This is a genomic window from Candidatus Paracaedibacter symbiosus (assembly GCF_000757605.1).
GTDB classification, from domain to species: Bacteria; Pseudomonadota; Alphaproteobacteria; order Paracaedibacterales; family Paracaedibacteraceae; genus Paracaedibacter_A; species Paracaedibacter_A symbiosus.
On record NZ_JQAK01000004.1, the window covers coordinates 138908 to 164994 of the forward strand.

Annotated in this window: 19 protein-coding genes and 2 pseudogenes; 12 read left to right on the forward strand and 9 right to left on the reverse strand. The window is 39.1% G+C overall.

Annotated elements, in window-relative coordinates:
• Positions 1–247: 247 nt before the first annotated feature.
• The 3 genes from rpmF to IG80_RS0109180 form a co-directional block, all read right to left on the reverse strand.
• Positions 248–445: a 50S ribosomal protein L32 gene (rpmF, locus tag IG80_RS0109170; RefSeq protein ID WP_032113757.1), complete on the reverse strand. Its 198-nt coding sequence runs from the start codon at positions 443–445 to the stop codon at positions 248–250.
• A 313-nt stretch (positions 446–758) separates the two neighbouring features.
• The gene (locus IG80_RS13420) at positions 759–1289 is read right to left on the reverse strand and encodes a YceD family protein (RefSeq protein ID WP_052046296.1); all 531 of its coding nucleotides are present in this window, start codon (positions 1287–1289) and stop codon (positions 759–761) included.
• Entirely contained in the window at positions 1286–1819 is a 534-nt protein-coding gene (locus IG80_RS0109180) for a ubiquinol-cytochrome C chaperone family protein (RefSeq protein ID WP_052046297.1), read from the reverse strand. The genes IG80_RS13420 and IG80_RS0109180 overlap by 4 nt, the downstream gene beginning before the upstream one ends.
• Before the next feature lie 250 nt (positions 1820–2069).
• Here IG80_RS0109180 and IG80_RS0109185 point away from each other — a divergent pair, with 250 nt between their 5' ends.
• Positions 2070–2552: an outer membrane protein assembly factor BamE gene (locus tag IG80_RS0109185; protein WP_052046298.1), complete on the forward strand. Its 483-nt coding sequence runs from the start codon at positions 2070–2072 to the stop codon at positions 2550–2552.
• Positions 2553–2772: 220 nt separating this feature from the next.
• On the opposite strand, the gene maiA is transcribed toward IG80_RS0109185, so the two are convergent.
• On the reverse strand, positions 2773–3408 hold the full coding sequence (maiA, locus tag IG80_RS0109190) for a maleylacetoacetate isomerase (protein WP_032113758.1): 636 nt from the start codon (positions 3406–3408) through the stop codon (positions 2773–2775).
• Between the two features lie 233 nt (positions 3409–3641).
• On the opposite strand from maiA, the gene IG80_RS0109195 reads away from it, so the two are divergent.
• On the forward strand, positions 3642–4829 hold the full coding sequence (locus IG80_RS0109195) for a hypothetical protein (protein WP_198027336.1): 1188 nt from the start codon (positions 3642–3644) through the stop codon (positions 4827–4829).
• A gap of 535 nt (positions 4830–5364) precedes the next feature.
• On the opposite strand, the gene IG80_RS0109200 is transcribed toward IG80_RS0109195, so the two are convergent.
• Positions 5365–6633, reverse strand: coding sequence for an ATP-binding protein (locus tag IG80_RS0109200; protein WP_032113760.1), 1269 nt, complete (start codon positions 6631–6633; stop codon positions 5365–5367).
• A 683-nt stretch (positions 6634–7316) separates the two neighbouring features.
• A complete protein-coding gene (locus tag IG80_RS0109205) occupies positions 7317–7931 on the reverse strand; it encodes a hypothetical protein (RefSeq protein ID WP_198027337.1) in 615 nt (204 codons plus the stop codon).
• A gap of 805 nt (positions 7932–8736) precedes the next feature.
• Here IG80_RS0109205 and IG80_RS0109210 point away from each other — a divergent pair.
• Complete coding sequence (locus tag IG80_RS0109210; RefSeq protein WP_032113762.1) at positions 8737–12792, forward strand: hypothetical protein; 4056 nt, start codon at positions 8737–8739, stop codon at positions 12790–12792.
• Between the two features lie 31 nt (positions 12793–12823).
• On the opposite strand, the gene IG80_RS0109215 is transcribed toward IG80_RS0109210, so the two are convergent.
• Positions 12824–14290, reverse strand: coding sequence for a DNA-3-methyladenine glycosylase 2 family protein (locus IG80_RS0109215; protein WP_032113763.1), 1467 nt, complete (start codon positions 14288–14290; stop codon positions 12824–12826).
• A 199-nt stretch (positions 14291–14489) separates the two neighbouring features.
• On the opposite strand from IG80_RS0109215, the pseudogene IG80_RS16890 reads away from it, so the two are divergent.
• The 3 genes and pseudogenes from IG80_RS16890 (at position 14490) to IG80_RS0109230 (ending at position 16406) form a co-directional block, all read left to right on the forward strand.
• Positions 14490–14941: pseudogene (locus tag IG80_RS16890) on the forward strand (ester cyclase).
• A gap of 215 nt (positions 14942–15156) precedes the next feature.
• Positions 15157–15660: a methylated-DNA--[protein]-cysteine S-methyltransferase gene (locus tag IG80_RS0109225; RefSeq protein WP_052046299.1), complete on the forward strand. Its 504-nt coding sequence runs from the start codon at positions 15157–15159 to the stop codon at positions 15658–15660.
• A gap of 2 nt (positions 15661–15662) precedes the next feature.
• The gene (locus tag IG80_RS0109230) at positions 15663–16406 is read left to right on the forward strand and encodes a 2OG-Fe(II) oxygenase (RefSeq protein ID WP_420887386.1); all 744 of its coding nucleotides are present in this window, start codon (positions 15663–15665) and stop codon (positions 16404–16406) included.
• Between the two features lie 45 nt (positions 16407–16451).
• Here IG80_RS0109230 and alkB read toward each other — a convergent pair whose 3' ends face one another.
• A complete protein-coding gene (gene alkB / locus IG80_RS0109235) occupies positions 16452–17114 on the reverse strand; it encodes a DNA oxidative demethylase AlkB (RefSeq protein WP_032113765.1) in 663 nt (220 codons plus the stop codon).
• A gap of 507 nt (positions 17115–17621) precedes the next feature.
• Here alkB and IG80_RS16895 point away from each other — a divergent pair.
• Both IG80_RS16895 and IG80_RS0109245 read left to right on the forward strand, forming a co-directional pair.
• A pseudogene (locus IG80_RS16895) lies at positions 17622–17708 on the forward strand (NAD(P)-dependent alcohol dehydrogenase); the annotation flags it as partial.
• 411 nt (positions 17709–18119) lie between these two features.
• Positions 18120–20042: a hypothetical protein gene (locus IG80_RS0109245; protein ID WP_032113767.1), complete on the forward strand. Its 1923-nt coding sequence runs from the start codon at positions 18120–18122 to the stop codon at positions 20040–20042.
• Between the two features lie 727 nt (positions 20043–20769).
• Here IG80_RS0109245 and IG80_RS0109250 read toward each other — a convergent pair.
• Positions 20770–21486 carry a hypothetical protein gene (locus IG80_RS0109250; RefSeq protein ID WP_032113768.1) on the reverse strand — a complete coding sequence of 239 codons (717 nt, stop codon included), beginning with the start codon at positions 21484–21486 and terminating at the stop codon, positions 20770–20772.
• A gap of 499 nt (positions 21487–21985) precedes the next feature.
• On the opposite strand from IG80_RS0109250, the gene IG80_RS0109255 reads away from it, so the two are divergent.
• From IG80_RS0109255 to IG80_RS15820, 4 genes are all read left to right on the forward strand, one after another.
• The gene (locus tag IG80_RS0109255) at positions 21986–23323 is read left to right on the forward strand and encodes a DcaP family trimeric outer membrane transporter (RefSeq protein ID WP_032113769.1); all 1338 of its coding nucleotides are present in this window, start codon (positions 21986–21988) and stop codon (positions 23321–23323) included.
• Positions 23324–23416: 93 nt separating this feature from the next.
• Positions 23417–24568, forward strand: coding sequence for a phosphate ABC transporter substrate-binding protein PstS (pstS, locus tag IG80_RS0109260; RefSeq protein ID WP_198027340.1), 1152 nt, complete (start codon positions 23417–23419; stop codon positions 24566–24568).
• A 67-nt stretch (positions 24569–24635) separates the two neighbouring features.
• On the forward strand, positions 24636–25613 hold the full coding sequence (pstC, locus tag IG80_RS0109265; protein ID WP_198027341.1) for a phosphate ABC transporter permease subunit PstC: 978 nt from the start codon (positions 24636–24638) through the stop codon (positions 25611–25613).
• A partial coding sequence (locus IG80_RS15820; RefSeq protein ID WP_032113770.1) for an ABC transporter permease family protein occupies positions 25610–26087 on the forward strand: 478 nt, incomplete at its 3' end. The genes pstC and IG80_RS15820, both read left to right, overlap by 4 nt.

The following is a 26087-nucleotide window of genomic DNA, read 5'->3' on the forward strand; positions in this document are numbered from 1 at the left end:
AGAAGCCAAGTTTTTAAATGAGATCCTAAAAACGAATCCTAATAGTTATGATACCCTGCTAAAAGCCTTGATCGCAAAAGATAAACAGCTGTCAAGTACAGATAATCATGCCACAATTCCAGGAAGCTTCCTGAATTCAGCCGCTGATTTATATGCCAATGTTCAAATAGATACTTCCACCTTAACAGGTGCCTCGACGGAAAACGTAATAACTTCGTATAGCATACATTATACGAAGTTATACGAGTTATTCAGATACTTCTTCGATTTGAGGCTGAGACATAACTTGGCGACCTTTGTAGTGGCCGCAAGATGGGCAGATATGATGTGGCAACTTACGTGCGCCACAGTTTGAACATTCACCACTGTTAACAGCTTTTAATGCATGATGTGCACGGCGCATATTACGACGTGACTGAGATGTTTTCTTCTTTGGAACAGCCATTGCCTGTGTCTCCAGATGACATAAATAATTTCGTTATATTGCTTTTAAAGGAATTACTTTCAAAGAGCAATAAAAATCGCCTGAAAGCACCTAAAATTTTTGCTTACGTAACAATCAATAACCAGGATCCTAACACACAGAGACCAACTCTTAAAGTAAAATTTTTCATTAACTTAACGTCAGCCCACCATAAGAGACAGAAAAAAGAACATCCTGATCGCCATCGTGCGCTCCCCGCTGAGAGCGCAGGCCTTCTCGTCGGGGTGACTGGCGGAGGGTCACGTCACTATCCAAAATACAGTTGCATTTCTCTCTACTTTAGCTTATGGAGTACCGCGAAGGGACTGACCTTTTCAGACACATTTTCTTCAACCTTTTCGTTAAGTTCGCCGGCATCAGGCGATCTTGGATAGGGATCCAGCGATAAAGAAAGATATTGTGCTGCAATTTCACCTAAATCAACTTGACCATTTTGATAGTAGTCAATGTCTGTTTCTTCTTCTAAAAATGAAAGGTCACTCTCGTCAATGGGTTGCTCCACCCCTTCCATCAATTTCGTGTGGAATGAAAAATCCACATGGGCGGGTACATCTTTTGAAGAAATAACACACACCTGGATTACATCAACCTGACCAACACCTGTTAAGTCATAAGCTCCCACTTCCCGACCGTGCGGCTTAATCGTAAACTCCACCACGAGATTCTTCATTCCCCGCAGGTCAAAGCGCTTAGCAAGGGCTTCAAGTTCTGTTTCATCGGCTTTGGCGCGAAAATGGACCACGCCTGAATGTCCTTTATCTAACGCGAAAAACCTGCTAAATTCAGGTACAAAATCCATCATCATTTCTCAATATCCTTGAATTGTAATAGGTTTATATTCTGATTCTGTAAAAACGCTCCTTGAGCATTAATATAGTTAGTCATTACCTCAATTTGAACTTCTCTTCCAGCTTCCCCTGCATATAAATTACGATGCACAACTATTTTTAAGGCATCCCTGCCCTCTTCAAAGGCTTTGTCATAGGCCACGAGGCGACCATAAAACCCTTGGATAAATTTATTAAATTGTTTAGCTACTTTTGTTTCACTAATCCGTAATTCACGCAACGATTCGTCCAAATCAATGACAAAATAATCGCTAATCTTCTGCGAAATCTCTGCCGCCAATGTGTTGTTTTCCCCTTTCAAGCGTCGTAAAAATAAAAACAGATGGATTGTCATCAGCTCAAAACGACCAAAAGGTGTATCGGCCACATGCAAATCCGTATAAAACCACTCCCGGCGGATTTGGGCCACAATCATCTGATAAAACAAATAACTAAGCTCTTTCGACTCGTTTTTTTCTTGCCGCCAAAACTTTAAAACTTTTAGCATTTATGCCTCACGAATGAATCTATCTATTGACAGAGGATTAAACTAATGCAAAATCTACCATATGTAGGTCCTAGGAACAAAAATTTAATGAGGATGTTTTTGTGATGTTTTTAGCGGAAAGGAAATCCAAGTTTCGCGGCAGTAGTTTATCTACTTCGAGAAAGCTGGGGGCGTTCCAAGGCAAAAACAGCAAAAATAGACTTCTTTCAATTTTTGATCACAGCACCTAATATACAAAAAATATTTCTGAATGTCTGTCATAATGCTGATGAATTTAAACTTTTCTAAGATTTTATTTGCTACTACTCTTACCGCCTCCATGGCCCCTTTTATGGTAGCGTGCTCACCCACGATTAACAATCATGGGTTTGACAAAGAAGATATCGACTTTAGCAAAATTACACCTGGCGTCTCATCTCGCGAAAATGTCCATCAACTATTAGGCAGCCCAACCAGCATGTCTAATTTTGAACCAGAAACATGGTATTATATCTCCCAAAAAACATCGGCCACTGCTTTTTTGCCAGCCAATACGCTTGATCAATCTGTGATGGAAATTACCTTCTCCCCTGCTGGTATTGTTACCAATGTCAAGGAGATTGCAGGTGAGGAAGCCCGCGATATTAAACCTGTGACTCGTCAAACACCAACAGCAGGCCATGAAAGCAGTGTATTACGCGAAGTATTCAGCAACTTCGGTCGTATGGCCCCGAAGAAATCCTCCCCACACTAAGAAAGATTAAATAGATAGTGAATCTAGTCCATAATTATGCCCTAAAAAGCACAGTTTTGGACGAGATTTATTATGAATGAATTATTGTTAACTTTAGCCGCTGTTATGTCTAAATTTCTCGAAAAATAGAGACTCTTTCATCGAAATTTGGCCTCATTACGGCTCAAAATCTCTCAAAATCACCTTTTGTATCGGTCGATCCCTCTTACGGGATGACAACTCACCTGCAATCTGGCTGATTTTGAGGCGCCGCACGTTGAAAAGCCTCTAAATTCATGCATCGAGTATAGATTGCCATTAAAGTTGGATAGGCACTTGTATCAAGCTCAAATCGCAGGGCTGAGTAAATTTGCGGGACAAGACATATTTCGGCAAAAGTTATATTCCGCCCAATCATATAAGTTCCAGCTGTTTGCGCTACCCGTGTTTCTAGACTTTTTAGACCCCGATGTATCCAATTATGGATCCATGTCTGGCGTTCTTCCTCCCTAAGCCCAAGCTGGTCACCTAAATACTTGAGGACACGTCGATTCTGTAAGGGGTGGATATCGCTGACAACCTGAAAGGCATAAGATCTAGCCATTGCCCGCTCCAGATGGGACTTAGGCAATAAAGGTGGAACTGGGTGAACTTCTTCTAAATACTCTAAAATTGCCATGGATTGAGTCAGAACCTCCCCATGCTCGACGAATGCTGGGATAGCTCCTTGCGGATTCAATGCCAAATAGGAATCAGAAAAATTTTCATCCTGCAGCAGATTAATAAACTCAGGCTCATACTGCAATCCCTTCAACTGCAACGCAATGCGAATGCGGTAAGCGGCGGAGGAGCGAAAGTAAGTATAAAGATGTCTCATAAACTTGTTCCTATAAGGTTAACTAATCGTAGCCCACTGTACCAAGGCTCTCTTTATTGAGCCTAGTACTTTCCCGATGAATCCATCTATTTTTTTAATAGACTGAACCTAGGAGAGACAACATTGCGCTATAAAATCTCAATTTTCACCATACCAATTATTTATCGAAAATTTAGCAAAAATTTTTTCCCTCGCCATCGAGAAAAAATGTTATATTTTAAATTGTAGGTTTTATGAATAAAGGAAATAAAATCATGTTGCTACGTCTCTTGTTTCTTTCCGCTGCTTTAGGTGCTGTTTGCCCTTTCAGCGTTTGTGGAGCTCAAGTGGGCAGTACTGTCAAGCTTGATAAAACCGATAAAGACCTCTTAAAAGAACCAATCAGTTATGATATCACATTTCCTGATAATTCTGAGAACCCTCAAAAAAATGAGGCAGCCAAGTTTTTAAATGAGATCCTAAAAACGAATCCTAATAGTTATGATACCCTGCTAAAAGCCTTGATCGCAAAAGATAAACAGCTGTCAAGTACAGATAATCATGCCACAATTCCAGGAAGCTTCCTGAATTCAGCCGCTGATTTATATGCCAATGTTCAAATAGATACTTCCACCTTAACAGGTGCCTCGACGGAAAATCAAACAGCTGCCAAAATTAAGGGTGAACAAGAACTATTAGCTTTCGCCTCCCTCTTACAAAAAGAGGCAAAGATTGCGAACCAATCGGCTAACAACCTGGAAGATCGTGTTGCCGCGCTTGAAAAAGCATTAGCTAAAGCAAAGGCTGAAGGTAAATTACCCCCCAAAGTTTATATATACTCTGACTCGCCAGCAGAGCGAGTCCGTTATATAGAGGTTGTACGGGGATACTATCGTGACCCAAATGCTACCCTTGTCTATAATGTCGTCCCATCAGTCTATGACCCAGGATACATCAATGGATTAACAGGCGCAGCTGTTGGTTTTGGTTTAGGTTGGGTCTTCTTTGGCCATTTACCTTGGTCATACCCCCCTTTCTGGGCTCCCATTTGGCACCCATTCTTCCATGCTTTACCTGTTGGTTGCGGCGTCTATAGCGGTTGGGGAGGCAGACCCTATAATGTGACTAACTATGTGCATAATAACTTCAATAAAACCGTTGTGAATAATGGCATTATCCATAACAGATCTAATGTTCATCATTTTGCCCGAGCCGTTCCAAATGCTAGAATAGGTGGACACTTTGCCACCGTTCATCCCAATGCTGCAAGAGCAAATGTTCACAATCATGCTCCAGCTCATCCCCATACCCCCCATAACAGTGCGGCGGCAACTCACCCTAGCATGGTCCATCCCCCTATAAATCACGGTGGTGGGCATGAGTATCATCGTCATAGAGGCGGAAGCGAATTCCATCCATATGGGAGTGGGCATCATCGATAAGCGTTCGTTGTTTTAGACTAAAAACAAGAGCCTCTACCTTGACTTTAGGAGTTTTCGTGGAGGCTTCTTCTTGTCTCTCCACCATTGAGAAAAGCCTTGAAGTTAACTAAAATAATAAATTAGAGACTTATTTTATGGGACTAAACAGCCAGGTTCTGCGCACCTAATTCACGCAAAGGTGATTTTGAGACATTTTCAGCTAAAAAGATGCCAAATTTTGATGTCGTCATTTATCTACTTCAAGGAATTTGGGGAAATTAGGTGCGCAGAACCTAAAAATGTCTATTTTGTGTTAAGAAAGTTCCCGAAAATTGCAAAAGCATGGATCCTCTCAAAAATAGTAAGAATTTCCTCTTAAAATATTTAATAATATACAACTAGTTGTGATGTTGGGCCGGGGGTTTTGTGTGTAAAAGGTGTAAACGCTATCTATACACATACAGCCAATCTAGTATAGATTGGCTATCCCTATCAGGCCTGCTGCTCAGTATCTCCAAGGGTATTTTATACCTATACAATTATGCAGAAGCCTTTATTATTTGCTTTGAGGGAATAGGAGATAAAAAGTGGATCCTTCATCCAATTTCGAGTGAACCCATATTTTGCCGCCATACAAGGACATGATTTTCTTACAAGCCGAAAGCCCGATTCCTGTACCTAATTGTTCGGGTTTAGTGTTCAGACGTTTTCCTAATTTGAATATTTGCTCATAAGCCTCCCTTGGAATTCCGATCCCATTATCGGTGATGGTATAAACAAGGAAAGAGGCAAATTTTTTTGATCTTATTTTTATGCGTGGTAACCTATTGTTATATTTTACGCTATTTTCAATAAGGTTTTCCAGGAGGCTTAGCACGTGCTCTTCCTTAACATGGAGAGGATGCAGCTCCCCCATCTCAATTTGGCAAAGGGAATTAGGTGGAGCAACATAAATAGGCTCAATGGCTTTCTTTATTAAATCTTTGATATTTACTGAAGATGTTTTTACAGGCTCTTCACGGATCAAAGAAAGAGACCTTATACCTTCAATGAGGGTTCGCATGCGATGGATTGCAGTATAAATAGAGGAAAGCATAAGTTTTCCTTCATCATCTATATTTTGCAAATAATGTGCTTCTAAAATCTGTGTGTAGGCATTAACGGTCCTAAGAGGTTGCGAAAGATCATGACAGGCAAACGCCGTAAAGTCCTCCAACAACTCATTCATTCTGTTTAGTTCTTCATTTGTTTTAGCCAATTTTTGTTGCTGACGCTGCATTTCTTCCTGTGCTTTGTACAGGTTAGTATTGTCAATCGAGACTCCAGCGATCTTTGAAAAATTCCCATTTTCATCATAAACTGGAAACCGATAAACACTAAGATAACGCCATGATCCATCATTTAAGAGATAGCGAAAGTCAAATTCTCTGATCAAAAAACCTTGAGAAATATCGTAAATCCTCATAAAACTTTCAAGATCATCAGGATGCACTCTGTTGAGGAAAACTGAGAGACCTTTAACATAATCTTCAACTGTTATTTCATAGCATTTTTCAAAACTCGGGCTTGCATAGTAAATTTCTTTAACATCAAGAGAGCAAAGCCAGATCACGGCGCCAATGTTTTCAATAATTTGTTCAAGATATACTTGTGCTGGAAACGGATTTTGTTCTTCATCTAATTTTTTTACAATAAACTCGGCAATATTTTTTCCCAAAACTGCGGATTCAGACTGTCCAGTCAATAGAAAAAAATTTTCGCTGGCGGAGGTAATTATCCCTTGTTCATTAACGTTTATAATACTACCTTTAAAATTTTCAGACATACTGAATGCCTCCTTTATTTGGGGCTGTTTTTATCCTTACATGATTAGCAATTCTAAGTATTTCCAAGACGGGTTATATAAACTCCCTTAAGGGCCCCTTGGAAGACTCTTTGCATAAATGCGCACTATAATATCTTGACAATTTTTTGAAGGCTGATTCATTACAAAGTATATGGTAGGAATTGCAATCCCCTCGACGAATTAACATCATTTCATCACTAATAAAAGATCACTTTGAACTTAAAAGAATTAAATGAAACTTGCAAGAAGATTGCTTAATTTTTAATTACTTATACCATTTTCTAATACGCAACCAGTTGTAAGATCCTGATGGTACCGTCTTAAGAGGGCCCTGTTGCAACGTATATGGAGTGAGCATGAATGCAAGAGTTTTTTAGAGAATTATGGTGAGTTGTGGACATATCATTGAATTTTGTTTGGAGAGTAAGTCTTCTAGCCCAGATGGCGTATCCAATCACTTCTTGCCCTTTACAGCGCCAAGGTTTCTATGAGCCAGGTTGCAAATCATGATCCCAAGAAGTCAGAACTAATACATATTAGGCATACTACCCAACCTACCGACGCTTTTTGCTAGGGTCTGCATAATCTTACGAAGGCCATTAATCCTTTAATGGCCTTCGAAGTATTAGGAAGGCAAACTCGTGAACGAGTCGTTTTCCATGCTATTGGGATAATTCCCCAGTAAAATAGAAAGAAAATCTATTCTCATCTTGTAGCTGGGTAAACAATCTTGCTGTTTCAGGATCAAGATATGAGTGACCTCCTAATCCTACGGTACTATAAAAATCAATATACTTAATGCGAGGAAATTTTTTCTCAAACTTGGCGACAATATCTGATTCACCTAATTCAATGGGCATATGCCTTGTTGGCTCTGTATCACTATTCATGGCTGAGATAGCATAATTCATAGTTTTTAAAAGGTCTTTAGTTTTTGGAGTAAATGCGCAACTTGTATAGGGTATATTAGTGATGCTCCGAGGAATTATGTATCTCCAAACTCTTGTTACAAAGCTCTGATCTTGTAATTCCTTAGGATCCAGATTAATGCGTAACCATTTTGCCGACGACAAGTTTTCCACTGTATTGGTACCATTGTAATCTGGAAAGCTAATGCAGTTTCTAAATCGGCTCTCGAATTCAGACTTGTATATAGGTTTCTGCTGAAGAGTGGTGTACCCTTGGCTATCACGTATAGGAGAATATGACCATACCCGAAACTCCAATAGCTGATCAGAGCTATCGGCTTCCATTGCCATAATTGGAGCGCTAAACAATAAAGCTATTTTTATCCCTCTAATATATCTAAAAAACATACCCATTCTTTTACTATCCTCCTCCATAAAATTTATTATTAACCTGCTTTAAAGAACAAGCAAGTTCAAATAATAAAAGGCCAGATCTTGAGCTCCTTCTATTGCTTAACATGGCAATTTTATTTCTACCCTCTTTTTAAAATTAATACCAAGAGAAGGAGAGATCTAAATTATAGTAACCATCTCATAGAATAAAGAATAATTCATGGTAATTAAAAGAGAGATATAAACATGAGTGCTTTACTCCTATTATTCTCCAATCGTATAAGAAATTATGCTCTTTCAACTCTTTCAAAAAGTATAGAATCAATAAAATTTTTGTCCGCTAAGCTAAATCTCTTCGCGTGACTTTTAGTACAAAAATAGCCGAGACCCTTTGACGGGCTATATTTGTTTTATGGGCAATATTTCTAATAATATCTGGTCTGGTTGTTGACTTTTTCATTCTACAATTCCTTATTTAATATAGAGATACCTTAACTCATTTTATCCAAGGAGGTCTTTATTCGCTTTAGAGAAAACAATCCCAACCAAGTGCGCGTAAAAGGGATGCGTGATCGAACTGTTTTCATTGAAAAACCAGAAGCTTTAACCTGTTTAAATAATTATATTCTTTAGAAGATCTTTTTAAGATTAAATAATATAATTTTTTCTAAATTAATAGTTGCGAAAGAGGTTTACTGAAATACCATTATTTTTGACTTATTTTGCAAAAAAAAGCTATATTGGCTGAGAATAAAAAATAAATTGTCTTGGAAACCTTTTTATGAGTCTTAGCAATAAGCTTCTTTACCTCACAACAGCCTTTATAATGAGCTTCACAATTGAACATGCTGTGTGTATGGATCCACCTCAAGGTGGAGAAGATGTTGATAACAATAGAAATCATAGGCACGTCCCAGAAGGAATAAGTGTATTTGATAGTATGACCAATGATCATATGCACTATATGAATAATGAAAAAATTAATAGAATATTAAATTCATATCGTCAGTCTTTAAGACAACTATCGGCAGGAGACGACAACACTGCTGCAGGTTTATCTTTGCCTGCTGGGGAAGCTGTTGAATTGGAAGCGGGTATAAGCCACTATCACTTCCCCCCTTCTCAACCTGGAAGTGAGAGAGAGGCTCCTTTTAGATTTGTACCGGGAGCAGAGATATCCTGGCCGAGATATTATCCCCAAGAAATGGAGCAATTAGGTAGAAGAGACCGCGACGAGCAAACTAGGACTACTTTTCTTAGTACATCCACGGGCAGAACAGTTTATACAAATGATGGCGCCGCTTATGCCCTAGAAGAGCCTGTTTATTCGCATCAAATGAGCGGATATTTTTGGTTCTCTGAGAATCCGTTCGGGAGCACTCATGACGTCTTGTTAAGAGAAGAGCCCTCATCTCCAACTGAAGAAACGGCGTTTAATTTTCCCGAAGATTTACAAAAAGATCACCGCGACGCACTAGCAATTTTAAGGCCTGCGTTAAAAGGGATAGATAAATCAGGTTTATGGTCAAGAAGTGAAAGCTCTAAGTTGAATGATTACCTTATTAAAATCGTTAAAAAATTCCCTTTAGAAAATAGTCAAGATATTGCCAAGCGGTTACTGCCGATAATAGAAAATATAAAAGACATAGGTTTAAAAGGTTTTTTAGAATTGGCTGCCAACCTTTCTTGTGATGAACTGGAGCAACTCATGGAGGTTGGTTTTGTTTTTCACAAAGGTCGAATTTCACATCAATGGCGGTTTACCGAAAAACTAATTGAACTTCCTAAAAATGAATGTTTTAGTATTATTAACTGCTTTGCGAAAATTTTTACTCGCTTACCCAATCTTAGGGTAAAAAAGGCAATCATTATATTGAATGCTTTCCAAAAGCTGACTCCTGCCCAACGCCAGAACGTAACAAACTTTTGCTTAGACGAACTTCCCGCAGAATTATTTAATAATACTGAACTATTAGCCTTGTACATTAAGACTATTAATCACCTTCCGGAAGGAAAATATCACCAAATCTTAAAAGAGGTATACCCATTCTTAAAAAAAGTAGGTATACCACCAGAACACTATGAACGAAATACAATAGAAAAAGAATTTTGTAGGTTGCTTGATCTGTTGATAAAAATGCCTTCATCTGAGCGAAAGGATGTTTTGGAAAAAACGTCACAACTTTCTGTCAGCGCAACGTTTAAGGAACCTTCCATTAATAGTAATCTAAGCTTGACTGACGTTGTTACTCTTATTTCTCAGATTCCATTTAATCAACGAACTGAGGTCATTCATTATGCGAATCAATTTTATAAGGGTGTTGAGCATCGCCATGCTATCAACGCCATTAATGCTGTCAAGGATGCTTTAGCAAATGGCAAGAAATACCTGCTCGATATAGCTTTAGACTTTGATCAAAAAATTGGCTGGGATAATGACTCTTTTAGGCTTATTAGCTATGATCGGCACCTTAATGGGGAGAAGAATTATTGTTACAACCTTATCAGTATATTAAACCCGCTGCCAGAGACAGAATTAAGGTTGATGACTCAGAATGCTGATCTGCAATCTTTGCTAAAATATTCGAATTATAGAAGAGCGAAAGAAGCCTTATCTTTTTTTGTTAAACTTTCTGTCAAAGAGCAAACAGACATTCTCCCTTATATCAATGAGATTTTCTACAAGCTTCATTCTAATACGCCTCTAACCCCTTTATTCAATAAATTGTTAGATATTCCTTCCTCTGAACGTCCAAGAATTGTTAAACTTATCCTTCCCTTGCTATGCTGCAAGATAAATTGTGATGATACCGCAAATCTAGGGGGCTCTTTCTTATTCGAGTATGAAGAAGCTGTTCAGCTTGAATTGGATTTTGCTCCAGTACTATCCCTTGATCGCGTTATCGCTGTTATTGAAGAACTGGTCCCTTTAACTCAATCAGAACGAAGTAGCGTATGTAGTTATCTTAATCTTTTCTTAGCATCTCTCAATAAGGAGAATACAAAGACCATCAAAGACATGGCAAACGCTATTATGGCTTTGCCCGAGATGGACCGGGATGACATTATTCGCACAACGATAAAACTCCATAAAGCAAAAACACCATTTGCTTACTTATCTACCTTGAAAAGTTTAGCTTCGCTTTCTTCAAAAGGGCGCCGCTTGCTCACAAAATATGCTCCACATCTTAAAATCAGTGAGAAGCATATGGATAACTACATTGAATGCCTTGCTAAGCTCTCCTTTGAAGAACAAGAAATTTTACATGCACAGGCCCTAACGCTGTATGAGAAGACGCAGACCAACCTAGAGCATACCTGGGGGGAGATGTTGGAAGTACTGGCCAAGTTAACAGTTAAAGAACGGTATATTGTTTTGCAACATCCTTCACTCCAAAAGTGGATTAACGAAGATAATTTACTTTCCATTTTAAAAACTCTGGCGAACAAAAAAATCTTAGGCTTTGCCAGTTGCTCAGAAATGCTAGAGATACTCACCGATTTGCAGCAGATAAATCCTATTCGATATATTATAGACCCAGTCCCGCTTCTGGAACGCTATTTATTGCAGTTAGATTCTCCGTGGCGAGCCAAAGTTTTTGATCACTGGACACGGCAATTGTCTTCCCCTGACGAACGCCAAGTTCGAGAATTAAGTAATTTAATTTTAGAAAATATAAACAATTTTCATTTACATCAAGAACATCCAATTGTCCAAGAAGCGTTGCGCGTTCGTATTTTGCTTGCAGATAGGCGGCATTCTTTGAATCCGTATAGCTTTTATAAAGCCTTAAAGGCTAAGCGAGAAGAACCTGTTGATTTAAATCAGATTCAATTACCTGAAGAAATTATGGAAGGGCAACGGGTTCAGCTTAATCCTGTTTATTTACAAACCTTAGGTCAAAATGCCTATGCGACAGGTGTGCCTTTAGAAACTCTGCCACCTTATTCTGCAACATTCTTTCAGGATATGCGTAAACAGATCGAAGATCGTCTGCAAACCCATCCCCAGCTTAATGCAAAAATCCAATCAATGTTTGAATCATCCTTTGCTGAGCTAACAGCAGGTGCCTTAGGCAGTTCTTTCCTTCCTTCTTTGTTGCATGTTGATGAAAGTCAAAATAGGATTGTTTCTTTACTATCAGCTAAGTTGATTGCATTAGTGACCAAAGTAGAGTCTGCCCCAACAGAAATACCAGAAGATAATTTTTCTGAGAAGGAACGCAAATTCCTGGAATTAATCTACAGTATTACGGCATGTACGACCGGTAAAAGTGAAGCTATTCACCTATTGTATAACCACTTGGAAAAGCAAGATCAGCTGATTAAAGAAGATAGTAGCTTGCTTGCTTGTGGGGATGTGCAACGTTACGTAAATGACGTATTGAGATCAGAAGTAGAAAAGGTTTTTTCTGGGAATGGGAATTTTATCCGGAACCTGTTAAAGCTCAATAGAAGGAATCCAATTGAGCAAGAGCCCCATCAACAATTATATGCTAAAAACTTGATTGGGCATGAAGTTGGACTTATGCACCACTTTACCTTTGACACTCATTCCCAAGTATTGTCACAAAATCTGGTAGAGCGCACAAAAATGGACGTGCTGCAAATATTCTATAATCATTTTCCAGCGACTCATTTTATTAACCAAATTCAGCAGTCATTAAATAAAGCTATTGCGATAAGAGATGGAAGAATTACTTGGCAGATGTTGCAAGAAATTTTAAAGGATGAAGACCAAACTCAGCTATGGGATATAGATATGGCAAGCGGTATGATCACCATAAGAGAAGCAGGAACTATTGACTTACTTAAGAAGTTAGGTGTTTTAAAATGAAAATGGTTGCAAGAAGCAAACGGCAAAAATATCATTCATTGGTCTTAATCAAGTTCTGCCAAATATGGAGTACCGCGTAGCTGCGCCAGGGTCGCCAGGCTTGCGACATTTCTTCAGCTTGTTTAGCTGTTACACCTCCCAGGTTGTTGCGTACCGCAATATCCTCCTTAGGAAAGGCGTCCGGCCAACGCATGGCACGCATGGCAATATAGTGGGCCGTCCATTGGCCAATGCCTGGGAGAGACACAAGTTGTTTAATTATCTTATCCAGATGCATACCTACTTCAAGTCTTAGCTCGCCCGATATAAAAGCCTGCGCAAGAGCAATAATACTTTTGGCCCGAGCGCTTACAATACCTAGCTTGGCGATGTCATCAACTGTGGCTTTGGCAATGCTCTCTGCTGTAGGTGAGAGATAATGCAATTCTGGGAATGGTGTGTCAAGCTTTTCACCAAACGCCTCAACGAAGCGGCAAGCCAATGTAGTGGCTGCCTTGATAGTTATTTGTTGGCCCAAGATGGCACGAACGGCGAGTTCAAAACCATCGAATGCCCCGGGAACACGCAAGCCTGGGTTGGCGTATACGATTTTTTCCAGCAATTTATCTTGCATTAATTGGGCGTTGATCAGGTCAGGCCGTGCACTTAAATCAAACAAATTGCGAATGCGCCCTAAAAGCGCAGGAAGAACAGCGGTCAGATTATGCGTAAATTCCAATAGCAATGCGTTTTTCTGCGGCGCATGGCTCACCTTTATCCAGCCTTTGTGATTGCCCAAGCGTACCGTACGGGCATAGAAATTTTCTGTTACCCATTCAGCTCCTTTAAGCGTACGCATACTTAAAAATTTCAAGATGCCTCCCCAATCATAAGGCGGGCGATAAGTTAGTTGCAAGGTAGAGGTTTTAGAGTCGAAGATTATTTTATCACCAACTGCGGCTTCCTTACGCAGGCGTGTAGGCGGCATCCCATATCGAGAACTAAAAGCATCATTGAAGCGACGCAGGCTAGAAAAGCCGCTGGCAAAAGCAACTTCGGTGATTGGCAGCTGTGTCTCTGTCAGCAACTGTTTCGCCAATAACAGCCGGCGCGTCTGCATTAATTCTATGGGTGATACACCGAGTTCCTTTTGCACGATGCGCCGGATCTGGCGCGAACTAAGTTCAAATTGATCAGCAATTTCTTCCAGACCAGTATCTCCTTCAATCAGGCCTTCTTCAATTCTCTGGACGATTAAATGAGTGATACGGTGCGCGTCGTCCACAGGGGCGTTGCCAGGAGCTAATTCAGGGCGGCAGCGCAAACAGGGTCTAAACCCTTCTTTTTCAGCAGCTTCAGCACTGAGAAAAAAGTGGCAATTCGCCTCTTTAGGCGTTTTTGCGGGACAGATGGGGCGGCAATAGATGCCTGTCGAAGTAACGCCGATAAAAAATACGCCATCAAACCGCGGATCGCGGGAAGCATAAGCATTGTAATAAATGGATTCTCTTTGTGTCATGTGATTAATATAAGGTGCAATGTTAATAAATACTAGCCATTTTCAGACATGAAAATTTTTCTTGGCACAATCAGTTTAATGGCCGGATATGGCCAGAAAAAGAATTAATGGTTGATTATTTATAAGTAGTGAAAGAAGCAAAAATGGTCATCCAAGAATTCGTTTCTCCACTAATTAAAATGATTGAAAGGAAATAATCATGTCTAATGCCGAACAAAACAAAAAGGTTGTTGAGCGTTGGTTTACGGAGTTCTGGGGCAATCCATGGAATCCGGCCGTTGTCGACGATTTGGGTGCTGATAACCTGCGCGTCCATTACCCGATGCACGGTCCGCGTCAAGGCAAAGAAACTGTCAAAAAATGATGACCGAGTTTCGGGGAGCATTTCCTGACTTAAATTTCTGGGGTGTCGGCGAGTTAATCGCGGAAGGAGATTACGTTGTCGGACGTTGGGATGGCGGTGGTACGCATACTGGCGCGGCTTTCAGTGATCTCCCAATTGGCGCATTACCAGCCAATTCCGGATGCAAGATGCGTTTCACCGGGACAACCGTATTCCTTATCAAGGATGGTAAAATCGTTGAGGAAATCGGTGAAGAAGGGGCTTATACCGCGCTGACTCAGCTACAACTTATTAAAGCTGCAAGTTAAAATCTCAGCCCTGACTCATTAAAACAAGTCAGGGTTTTTTCTTTGCAAATTAAGGAATAATTATGTCCAAAAATGGCGAGAAAAATTTCCCATATGAGCTATAGTTAATATCAGAAATAATTATTTCTATCAATCAGAGTAGCCTGGTAGGGAGCTTTCGAGCCTGTAAAGAGTGTAAACCAGTTTGCTACCAACAAAAAACAAGGAAATACGCCATGCAAGAAGAAATCAAATACATTATAAAAGACTCTGCTTTGGGTTCTGTACTTGTTGCCCAAAGCGAGAGGGGGATCCGCGCAATCCTCATTGCCGATGATTCTTTAAAACTCTTGGCCGATTTGCAAGATCGTTTCCCCAAAGCTTATATTGAAAAAGCGGACGCTCAACTGGAGAAACTGGCTAGTAAAATAGTTCAGTTCATCGAAAACCCGAAAGGTACCCTAGATATACCGCTTGATATTCGGGGGACGGACTTTCAGAAAAAAGTATGGGCAGCCTTGCAGGAAATTCCCGCTGGTAAGACAGCCAGTTATACAGACATTGCTCACAATCTAAATATTCCAAACGCTGTGCGTGCTGTAGCTGGTGCTTGCGCTGCGAATGCTCTTGCCGTAGTCATTCCCTGTCACCGTATTGTCAGGCGTGATGGCGCGTTGTCCGGCTACCACTGGGGCGTCGACCGCAAGAAAAAATTGCTGGAAATCGAAGGTTCCCGATGACGATGAAGCGTGAAACAGCAAATATTACAATGCTGGGAAGCCCTCTTCATGAACGGGTTAAGTCTCTTGACTGGAATCAAGTTACAAATGATATGAATGCATCGGGCTACTCATTGCTGAAAGGAATTCTTAAGGCGGATGAATGTGAGGCGCTAGCAGCTCTCTACCTGCAAGATTATGGATTCCGAAGCCGGGTGGTCATGGCACGACATGGATTTGGTCGGGGCGAGTATAAATATTTCTCTTATCCATTGCCGAATATTATCGCTGATCTGCGAGTATCTTTGTATCCGTGCCTCGTGCCTATTGCAAATTATTGGAACGAGCTAATGGGTATCAACGTGCGTTATCCCGAGAATCACAAAGAGTTTATTGATCGCTGCCACAAAGCGGGCCAGGTACGCCCAACTCCCTTGTTGTTGCGGTATGGGAAGGATGATTATAACTGTCTGCACCAAGATCTGTACGGTGAGCATGTATTTCCAATCCAGGCTGTTTTCCTGTTGTCAGAACCAGAAAAAGATTTTACAGGTGGAGAATTTGTGCTGACTGAGCAAAGGCCACGGATGCAATCCAAAGCTGAAGTTGTGCCATTACGCAAGGGAGATGCTGCCATTTTTGCTGTGCACCACCGCCCCCAGATGGGTTTGCGCGGCTATTACCGTGTCCATCTACGTCACGGTGTTAGCCGCTTGCGGTCGGGTCATCGCCATGCTGCCGGTATTATCTTCCATGATGCAACGTGATGATGGTAAAGCATCACGAAAAGAAGTCATTTATTGACATTTTTTTTATACTATCGTCTCCCCTTTAGCCTTACGAAAAGTAAGGTTTATTCTTGTTGCGCCCAGTAGCGGGTGCTCTCCATTTTTCACTGGCATGATGCCATGGTAAGCCAGTCGTGCGGGTCCACCCCAAACAACGATATCTCCATGCGTGAGCAAAACCTTGTGTACAAAATCACTGCGACGAAGACCACCAAACAGAAAAGTGGCCTGAAGGCCAAGAGAAACGGATACGATGGGAGCAGAAAAGTCCAGCTCATCTTTATCTTGATGTAGGGAAAGTTTGGCTCCTGGTTTATATAAATTAATTAAACAAGTATCAGGTTTAAATCCAGGAAATCCTGCCTTATCGGCTGCGGCAGTTGCCAAGGATGAAAATATTTTAGGCATAGGCGGCCAAGGTTGGCCACTATCAGGGTCCTTTGCGTCATAGCGATAACCTTTATGATCAGTAACCCAACCAAATGAACCGCAATTAGTCATGGCAACGGACATGCGATATCCTCCAGGCGTAACCATGTGCCGGAACGGTGCAGCTTGGGTGATAGATTGTAGTGCACTAAGAATGGCAAACTCGTTTGATCTTGCCAAACCTCTCAGCACGACAGCACCTGCCACACAAAGTTCATCTGCCCTATCTGGTTCAAATAGTGACAACTGACTATACATTATTAAGCACTTCTAAAAATCCAACCTCATCTAATTTTCACAGTTAAGCTACATTTTGTGATTTTGATTATAACATACCTTACTTCTCAATGAGAATTGCCTAAAAAAGCTAATAAATTTTTTTAAATTTAGCTGTCTGAAAGTAGCCAGAAGTAATTAGCAAAATGTTGAATATATATAATATCCCCTATTGAGGGGATAATAAGAGAAAAATATCACAAATGGAATCCGATCAAAAAAGCTAAGGCCTTAAGTATACCAATAATAACAAGGAACTAGTCCTGAAAATATTTACATTTTTATTTTTTTTCTTCTCTTTCACTTTGTTTTTCTCTCTATTCAAGCTTGCAATCATAAGATTGGAGAAATTTCCCCCGCTTCTCCTAGCAAAAGAAATATGGTTCGTGGATGGGCAGCGCAGGGGATAAAGGAGTCCCTCGAATTATACACCTACGAGATGGGTCCCCTTAGGGCACAGGAAGTCAAAATTGCCCTTGTATAACTTTGGGGGTTAAACCTACAGATCGCGTAGGGGTCGTTGGCATTGGTGGATTAGGGCACATGGCCCTGCAGTTCGCTAAGGCATGGGGTTGCACATAGGCAGAACTTAAGGGTGATTTATAAGAAACCAAATAACGGGCAGCCAAATAGTTAAGGCGGGATTGTAGCATCTGCCGCAACTCTTGGGGATCATCTAAATCAACATCCCAGTTACTTAAGAATGCGTCAACGACAAAATTTTTTTGCATTTCTTTCTTGATATAATCTGGTGTTTTTCTCTCATTTGGCTTAATGTAGCGGGCTATATAAGATAGGGTAGCAATTTTGTGATTTTTTGTTTATTTACTTATATTTTGAAAATTTGTTATGCTTAATAAATTAATTTGACGATACCTTACTTAGAAATAAGATTGATATACATCAAGATTACTTAGTAAAAAGGGCAATATTAATTTTGCCTTGAGCTTTATATTTAAGGTTCTTAAAAAAAATTATGGGTAAAAAATGATTAAGTTCCAAATTAGCGCGCTTATTTTTATAGCTTCTTTTATCTCTACTTCTACCATATTTGCGTCTGACACACTTCCTCCTGAAGCAATTTCTTCTAGACCAACGCATATGAAACATCTATCTGTTGATGTACTTCCAGAAAGCTTGTCTAACAATATTTTTTCTAAAAAAGAGCCTTTCTCCCATGAAGAAAAAATACATTTAGTAATGGCTTTTTTAAATGATCATACAGAGATAATCGTTGATTTTTTTAAAGATAGATCGCTTATGGATTATTATGAGTACCTTGAGATTATCAAAGGTATGTTGCTGACGGAAGCAAGTAAAAATTCATTAGAAAAAGAAATAAAATTACACAAATTAGCAGCTGCTTTCACTCAGCAGGAAATTTCTAGTCCTTTTTTAAAGGAAATGTCTAATGTAAAAGCTGCAATGGCTTACTCTGCATCCTTAGAACATACTAAGGCTGATGCACTTTTAGACACGATAACGAATAAGCAAAAAAATAATGAAATCTTGTATGCGCAAACAATGATTTATTTTGCAAGTGGTAATCTTGAAAAATGCTTGAATTATGGGAAGGCCTTAGAAAAGAGCCATTCTTTTTGTGATGAGAAGGCCATTCCAGCTTTAACTGCATTTCTAAAGGCATGTTATTACTTAGAAAATGAGGAATTAGCAACAACGACTGTGACAGGACAGTTTCTATCCTTTATTACCAAAGATTATTCTTTAAAAGAGCTAGCTAATCTTTATCACTTTTTTTGGAAGCTCGTGCCATATTATCCCGCAAGGCCATACATTCTTGATGACTTAAGAGACTTAGCTATTGCTCATTTTACTAGCAAATTAACAGAAACACATCAAGAAGCTCAATATTTATTTAAGCAGGGTAAATTAGAAGAAGCAAAAAGTAAATTTGAAGAGTGTTGCCGTAACCCGTTTGCTACTTTAAATATTTTAAGTGATTATTATATAGTGGAGCTTTTGCTAGGCGTGAGAAAACCTAGTGTTTTAATTTTATCTGCCCTAGCTGACAAGGTCATCAATAAAAACGATTTTAATTTTAACGAGGTAATTCGCACGTTAGGAGACGAATCTCCACAAGTAAAGCAAGAAAAATTTATACAAGAATTAAATAAACTTTACCCTGAAATGCAAAAAGTTTTTTTATATGAAAAGGAAGTAAGCAATAAAGATCAAACTTTTTTTAAAGAATACTTTCAAACTTGCCTAGGATTAGTTACAGAACAAACTAACAACAATACCAATACATTAGATGAAACCAATTCTCTTATTAAGGCACAACTTAAATCTGACAATAGTGAGAAAGGTCGTCCAAAAAGGAAGAAAAAGAATAGAAAAAAATCTCGTTCTTCTCAACATGTTATGGAAGAGAAAACGTCTTCTTCCTCTTTAGATTCTTCTTCAGAAAAATTACAGGATACCAAAATAGACAATCTAAATCAGCAAACAGTAATCAATGAAGAAAAGGTAGAGGATAAAGAAGCTGAAAAAATTAATCCTACTCCCCGGTTAGTTTTTCCCTCACCTTTATCTCATTCTTTGTCAACAGAAGGAGAACTTGCAGAGTTAGAAAGCTTAGAGTTATTACCGGATCAATCTAAAGAGGCTCTCTCATCAAAAAAAGAACAACCTTTTAGTGACACTCAGAATAATATTATTGTTGTTGAGCAGGATAAGAATGAAACTGAAGAAACTATTCTGGCCCATTTTATGGACGTTCCCAAAGAAGAATTGATTGGCTTTATTTTTGAATTGCACAGCAAGGCTAAAAAAATCCAATCTAATGCAGACAACCTTACTGTAATAATCAAAGCCCTTAGTGAAGAAAATAACAGACTTATAAAAGAGAACCAGCAGCTCAAACAAAAGGGCAATGACATAAAAAATTAATCTTCTTGGATTAGGTTGTGGACCCTCTCCGCAAAAAGGATCCAAAAAAGAATAGGATTTATGTTAGGCCTAAGAAGGGCCTCTCTAAAACAGGCTGTCCTATACCCTAACATAAGAAATTTAATTATTGACCTACTCAAGAGGATTTGGCGTTAAGCGAAACCTAAAAGAGTTTGCTTATTCTGAAATGTCTAGTGTAGAAAGCGATCAAACAGTCGCTCACCTATCTCAGCAGGCATGATGGATATATATAAGGAACAAGAATTATGTTGCAGCGATTGTCTATTGTAATATGACTCTCGCTCAAGATGGTTGTTTGGGCATTTTTAGATCCTTATGTTTTCATGATCGTGGCTTTTGTAACCTCGTACTTGGTAAATTTGCTGAGGCAATAAAGGATTTCTTCCACTAGTCTGTAGGTTGCGCCAAGTAATTAAGGTCCATGCCGAAATTGATAAATACCTGCAATCAGATTGAATATAAGCCGGGGCCATTTTTAATACGGTTACGCAATACTTCTTCATCTTCTTGCGTGGTGTTTTTTATTTTACTCAAAATTACAATTACCACACATTTTTTCTAAATTAAATTCACATCCCCATTTTTCGGATAGCCTCTAGGCCTTTTTTCGGCCATTACTATTTATCGGTAATAAGGTCAAGTAAAGGCGCAAACAAAGGCTTTATAATGGCCCCCGCTTGCTAAATTGGGGGCAATACAAGCAAATTTACAAAATGATCATTGCCTGATTCTTTAATTCTGTGAGAAACATTGTATAGGAACAAGGTTTTCCCTCAAAATTTAGATGGTTTTTTAAATGTTTTACAGCTTCAAAGGAGTGTGATTCGATACAAAAGGAAAGGAAGGTTTGGTAAGGTAGATAAAGCTTAGAAAATTCAATTTTTGCAGGTACTGTTTTAAGCGTTAACTGCATCGATTCTTTCAAAATAAAGCAGGAGCTCGCAATTTCAAAATTTTTAAATCTTGCTAAGTCTGTACCAATCAAAAGTTTATTGATATCTTCTATGCTCAGAAGGTGTATTCCTTTTTCTAATATTAAAGGCTCATGTTTTTTTTTAGAAAAACCAATAATTTCTTCTCTTTCAAGCTCTTGTTTTTTTAATAAAAGCTCGCTTTTACGAACTTTTAGATTAAAAGAAACATCATTTGTAAGAAGGTAAAGATCCTGGTGAAACTTAAAACGATATTGATTTATGTTAAAAACTTCTCGTCCAAAAGAGGGAACAATAATGGGGGATGGTTCTGCCAAAGGCCAAAAATAACGAACTTCCCATGTATGACAATCCTGACTATCGTGACTATCTAAAGAAATCGATTCAAATTCTTGAAAAGGCCCAACATTCGTATTGCAGGGCATTAATCTAAAATTCCAGAAGAAAGGCAGGGATTCAACGATTCTATTTTTAGTTAAAGGAACAACCATAATAGGGGGACCATTTCTTATGTTTAACATCTTGCACTTCGACCAGCCAGACTTCAATAGGCTGCAAAATACTCATGAGCATCAAACTGATCGGTTTCTTGGATACTATTATATATGGACCAATCAAGTTACCAATAAATTAAAACAGATTACCATGATAATTCCTATCCTTTAATTAACCTATTCCAAGCTCAGTGTTTGTTATTAAAGGCTTGTGTTTAGAGTGTTCCACGACCTGATAAAAATCTGTCAGCGAGAAGTGGAGGTTTAAAATGGCACATTTTTCTTTCCTGTTCACGAGTTGATTGATAAAAATTCTCATTTCTATTATGGAACCTTTTATGCTGACAATGTTCTATATCCTGACTTAATCTTTTCTTTGCAGCCTCAGAGCTCGTATAATTTTAATGCAACCTACATCAATATTTATTTGAATAAATTTTATTAATATATTATTAATATTTTATCAATATCTCAAATTGGAATGTTTAAAGTGAATATGACTCTACCCAAAGGGTATTTTTTAGCAGGTATAATAGCAGGAACAATTAGTCCTGCATTTGCAGAAACAAGTTTCTCAGCAAACACCTACACCTTCTCCCAGACGAAGAAGGATGATGCCAATAAAACCAAAGCTCTAGCAGGTAAAATAGGCGATATGTACTTACAAGTGGGTGGGAGAGTCAAGGCTGACTTTTATTATGATGCTAATGGCAGACAGCCTGGATCTACCTATGGATTAGACGTTGCTGCCCTCCCTTTGGATGGTGTTGATTTTAACGCTAAACGCACAGGAAACTTCAATGGGTCTTTAACAGCATCACGCATAAATGTAGATGTTTATAAAGAGTTTGGCAGAGTAAAATCGCATGGTTTTATAGAATTAGACTTCAATGGTAATGCGTCAACCACCACCAACTCCTATGGACCAAGAATGAGATTTGCCTATGGCGAAGTCATGGATGAAAATGAGAGACATATCTTGTTAATTGGTCAAACCTGGACAAATTTTGCCAATATTGATGCTGATCCCAGAACACTTAACAACGTGCCTCCAAGCTATCGTACAATCCAGATGCGGTATACCAATCGGGTAACGCCTGCGTTTACATTTGCTGCAGCTATCGAGAGACCTAATGTTCAGTACTTTCAGAACACAGGGACTTCAGCCACAAGTGGGTATACAGACAATGATGGAAGCTTTAGCAATAGCAAATCGTCCCTACCCGATTTAACCATGCAGGTAAAATTCAAAAACAAAGCTGGTCAATTATCACTTAGCGGCGTTGCCAGGAGTCTGCAAGTTAAAGCAGCTCAAGGATTTAATGGTGCTTTAAGCAACCTTAATCACCGGAAATTCGGATGGGGTGTGGGTGTTGCTGGTGTCTTAGAAGCATTTGAGCCAGTTAAGTTGATGGGGCAAATTATAGGCGGCAAGGGTACAGGACGTTATATTGATGACTTGTGTAACCAAAATGCACTTGATTCCTACTTCCAGTATCCAACTACAGGAAATACTACTCTAGCTAGCCATTTTGAAGCTGTAAAAGCGATATATTACAATGCTGGGGTGATGATTAATTGGACAAAATCTCTTAATTCCACAATAGGTGGCGCTTATACAAAAGTATTTACACCACAAAATATGACAGCAACAGCTAGCACAAATACTTTCCATAAAACCATGCAAAGATACCATGTCAACTTGATTTATTCCCTTCTTCCCAATAATGAAGTAGGTATCGAAGTTGAACATTACAGACGTAAAGCAGGTACACCTGTGGCGTTTAATGGCCGTGATACTCGAGTTCTCGTCAGCTATATTTATAACTTTTAAAGTTTATTAAGATATTCTTGAAATAATAGGCAGAAGAGCAGCAAAAGTTCTTCTGCCTAGACTCGCAAGAGTCACAAAGAAAGGAAATAGTCTATGACTTACGTAAGCAATAACCACTTAAATAGCACACTCCTAAAATCATTATTCTTGACAGTAATGATGAGCATAGCAGGAGTTGTTAGTGGTCAAGCATCAACGACCTCAGCAGTAACGCCTGCCCCTAATGCGATCACAGAAATTACCGGCGCTGGTGCTACATTTCCCTATCCTATATATGCTAAATGGGCAGCTGAATATAAAAAGAAAACAGGAATAGGTCTTAATTATCAATCCATTGGCTCTGGAGGGGGAATCAAATCTATCAAAGATAAAACTGTAGATTTTGGCGCCTCAGATAAACCTCTTGGACTTCTTCAAGCTGATGGAACTATTAAGCAAGATGAAGACTTAGAAAAATTAGGATTAGTTCAATTCCCAGCAATTATTGGTGGCGTGGTTTTAATCGTTAACTTAGATGGCGTTACCGATGGTCAAATAACGCTCGATGGTCCCACTATTTCTAAGATCTATCTTGGAACAATCAAAAAATGGAATGATCCAGCGATTGTCGCTATGAATAAAGGAGTTAATCTTCCTGAGCTACCCATTCAAGTTATTCACCGTTCAGATGGGTCAGGGACAACATTCTTATTCACAACCTACCTTGCTAACAGTGATGAAGAAGGCTGGAAAAAAATAGCTGGCGCAGGATCAGAAGTAAAATGGCCAACAGGAGTCGGTGGAAAAGGCAATGAGGGAGTCGCTAGTCTTGTCCAACAGACAAAAGGGGCGATTGGCTATGTTGAATATGCCTACACTAAGAAAAGTAATTTGGTTTGGACCAAATTAATCAACAAATCTGGCAAAGCTGTCTCCCCTAATGGTGAAGCTTTTCAAGCGGCTGCAAAGAATGCAAAGTGGGATTCTGTAAAAGATTTTGCATTAATTCTGACAAACCAATCAGGCGAAAAGAGTTGGCCGATTACCGGGGCTAGCTTTATTTTAATCCGAAAGGATAATGCTGTAGAAAGATCAGCAGTTATCCTAAAGTTCTTTGAGTGGGCCTACGCCAATGGTAAAGATTCAGCAAAAGAATTAGACTTTGTCCCGCTTCCAGATGCTTTAACATCCACGATTAAAACTACATGGCAAGAAAACCTAAAAGATAGTTCAGGCCACCCTATTTGGGAACCTGCCCATAACTGATACCCCTTTACATCCAAGGATTATTATCCTTGGATGTCTCTCAAAAGGAGCGTTTAGAACACTTATAATGCACTCATTAATTAAAATGGATTATTTCATGAGTCTTTCTTCCATAATCTTAAAACATACCCTAATTGATAAAGCTGTCCATTTTATAGGTTTTATTCTCGCTTTTTTTATTTTTTTAACCCTTGCAGCACTCATTATAGTCCTTATCCAAGGCAGTTCCTTAAGTATTCAGCAATTTGGATTAATGTTCGTTTTTTCTTCTGAGTGGAACCCCGTAACGCAAATTTTTGGCGGGTTGATCCCCCTTGTGGGAACTCTAATAACCTCAGTAATTGCTCTTACTATTGCCTTGCCGATAAGCTTTGGAGTGAGTTTTTTTATTACACAACTGAATGCTCAATGGCTAAAGTTGTCCTTAACCATCTTGATTGAGTTACTGGCTGTTATTCCAAGTATTATTTATGGACTTTGGGGCTTATTTATTTTTGCTCCCTCTATTGGCCTGAATATTGCGACTTGGCTCCATGCCCATTTTGGGGATCAGATTATTATTGGGAAATTTTTTACCGAATCTTCAGGCGGCATTAATATTTTAACAGCAAGTATCATTTTAGGTATTATGATTATACCTTTTATTACATCCTCTATGAAAAATGCTTTTGACCTTGTTCCTAAATTGCTCAAGGAATCTGCCTACGGAATTGGAGCAACAACCTGGGAAGTTGTTTGGCATATTGTGTTGCCCTATACGCGCATACAAGTTCTAGCGGGAGTTATGTTAGGCCTGGGGCGAGCTATTGGAGAAACAATGGCCGTTACATTTGTCATTGGTAATGCCTATAATCTAAGTATCTCTCTTTTATCTCCTGGAACCACAATCTCTTCTGCATTAGCCAACGAATTTACCGAAGCCAGTTCAGATTTATATACTTCTGCCCTCGTAAATTTGGGGTTAATTGTATTTGTTATTACCTTTTTTGTTCTGATCACGTCTCAATTTTATTTAAAGCGTTCTAAAAATGGGGCAAACAAATGAAGTCATTTTCATTTATTATCTTTAAAAGATATCTTATTAATTTGATCAGCCAAATTTTTGCCTTTTGTAGCTTTTTGATCAGTTTCTTTTTTATTAGCTGGATTCTTTATACTTTATTTTCCAAAGGATTGGCGGGAATAAATTGGAATATATTTACCCAAACAACGCCCTCTCCCGGAGATAGTGGAGGCCTCCTGAATGCTATTGTTGGTAGTTTCCTAATGGTATCCGCGGCAATTTCTATTGGTGCTCCGGTGGGTATCCTTGTGGCGCTTTATACATCTGAGTATGGGAAATCACCTTTATTTTCCAAAGCTCTTAACTTTACAAATGATGTTCTCTTAAGTTCTCCCTCGATTATTTTTGGCTTATTTATCTATGAACTTTATGTGGTAAGAACTAAGACATTTTCAGGTTGGGCGGGCGCACTTGTTTTATGCATAATTGCCATTCCGGTAATCATCAAAACTTCTG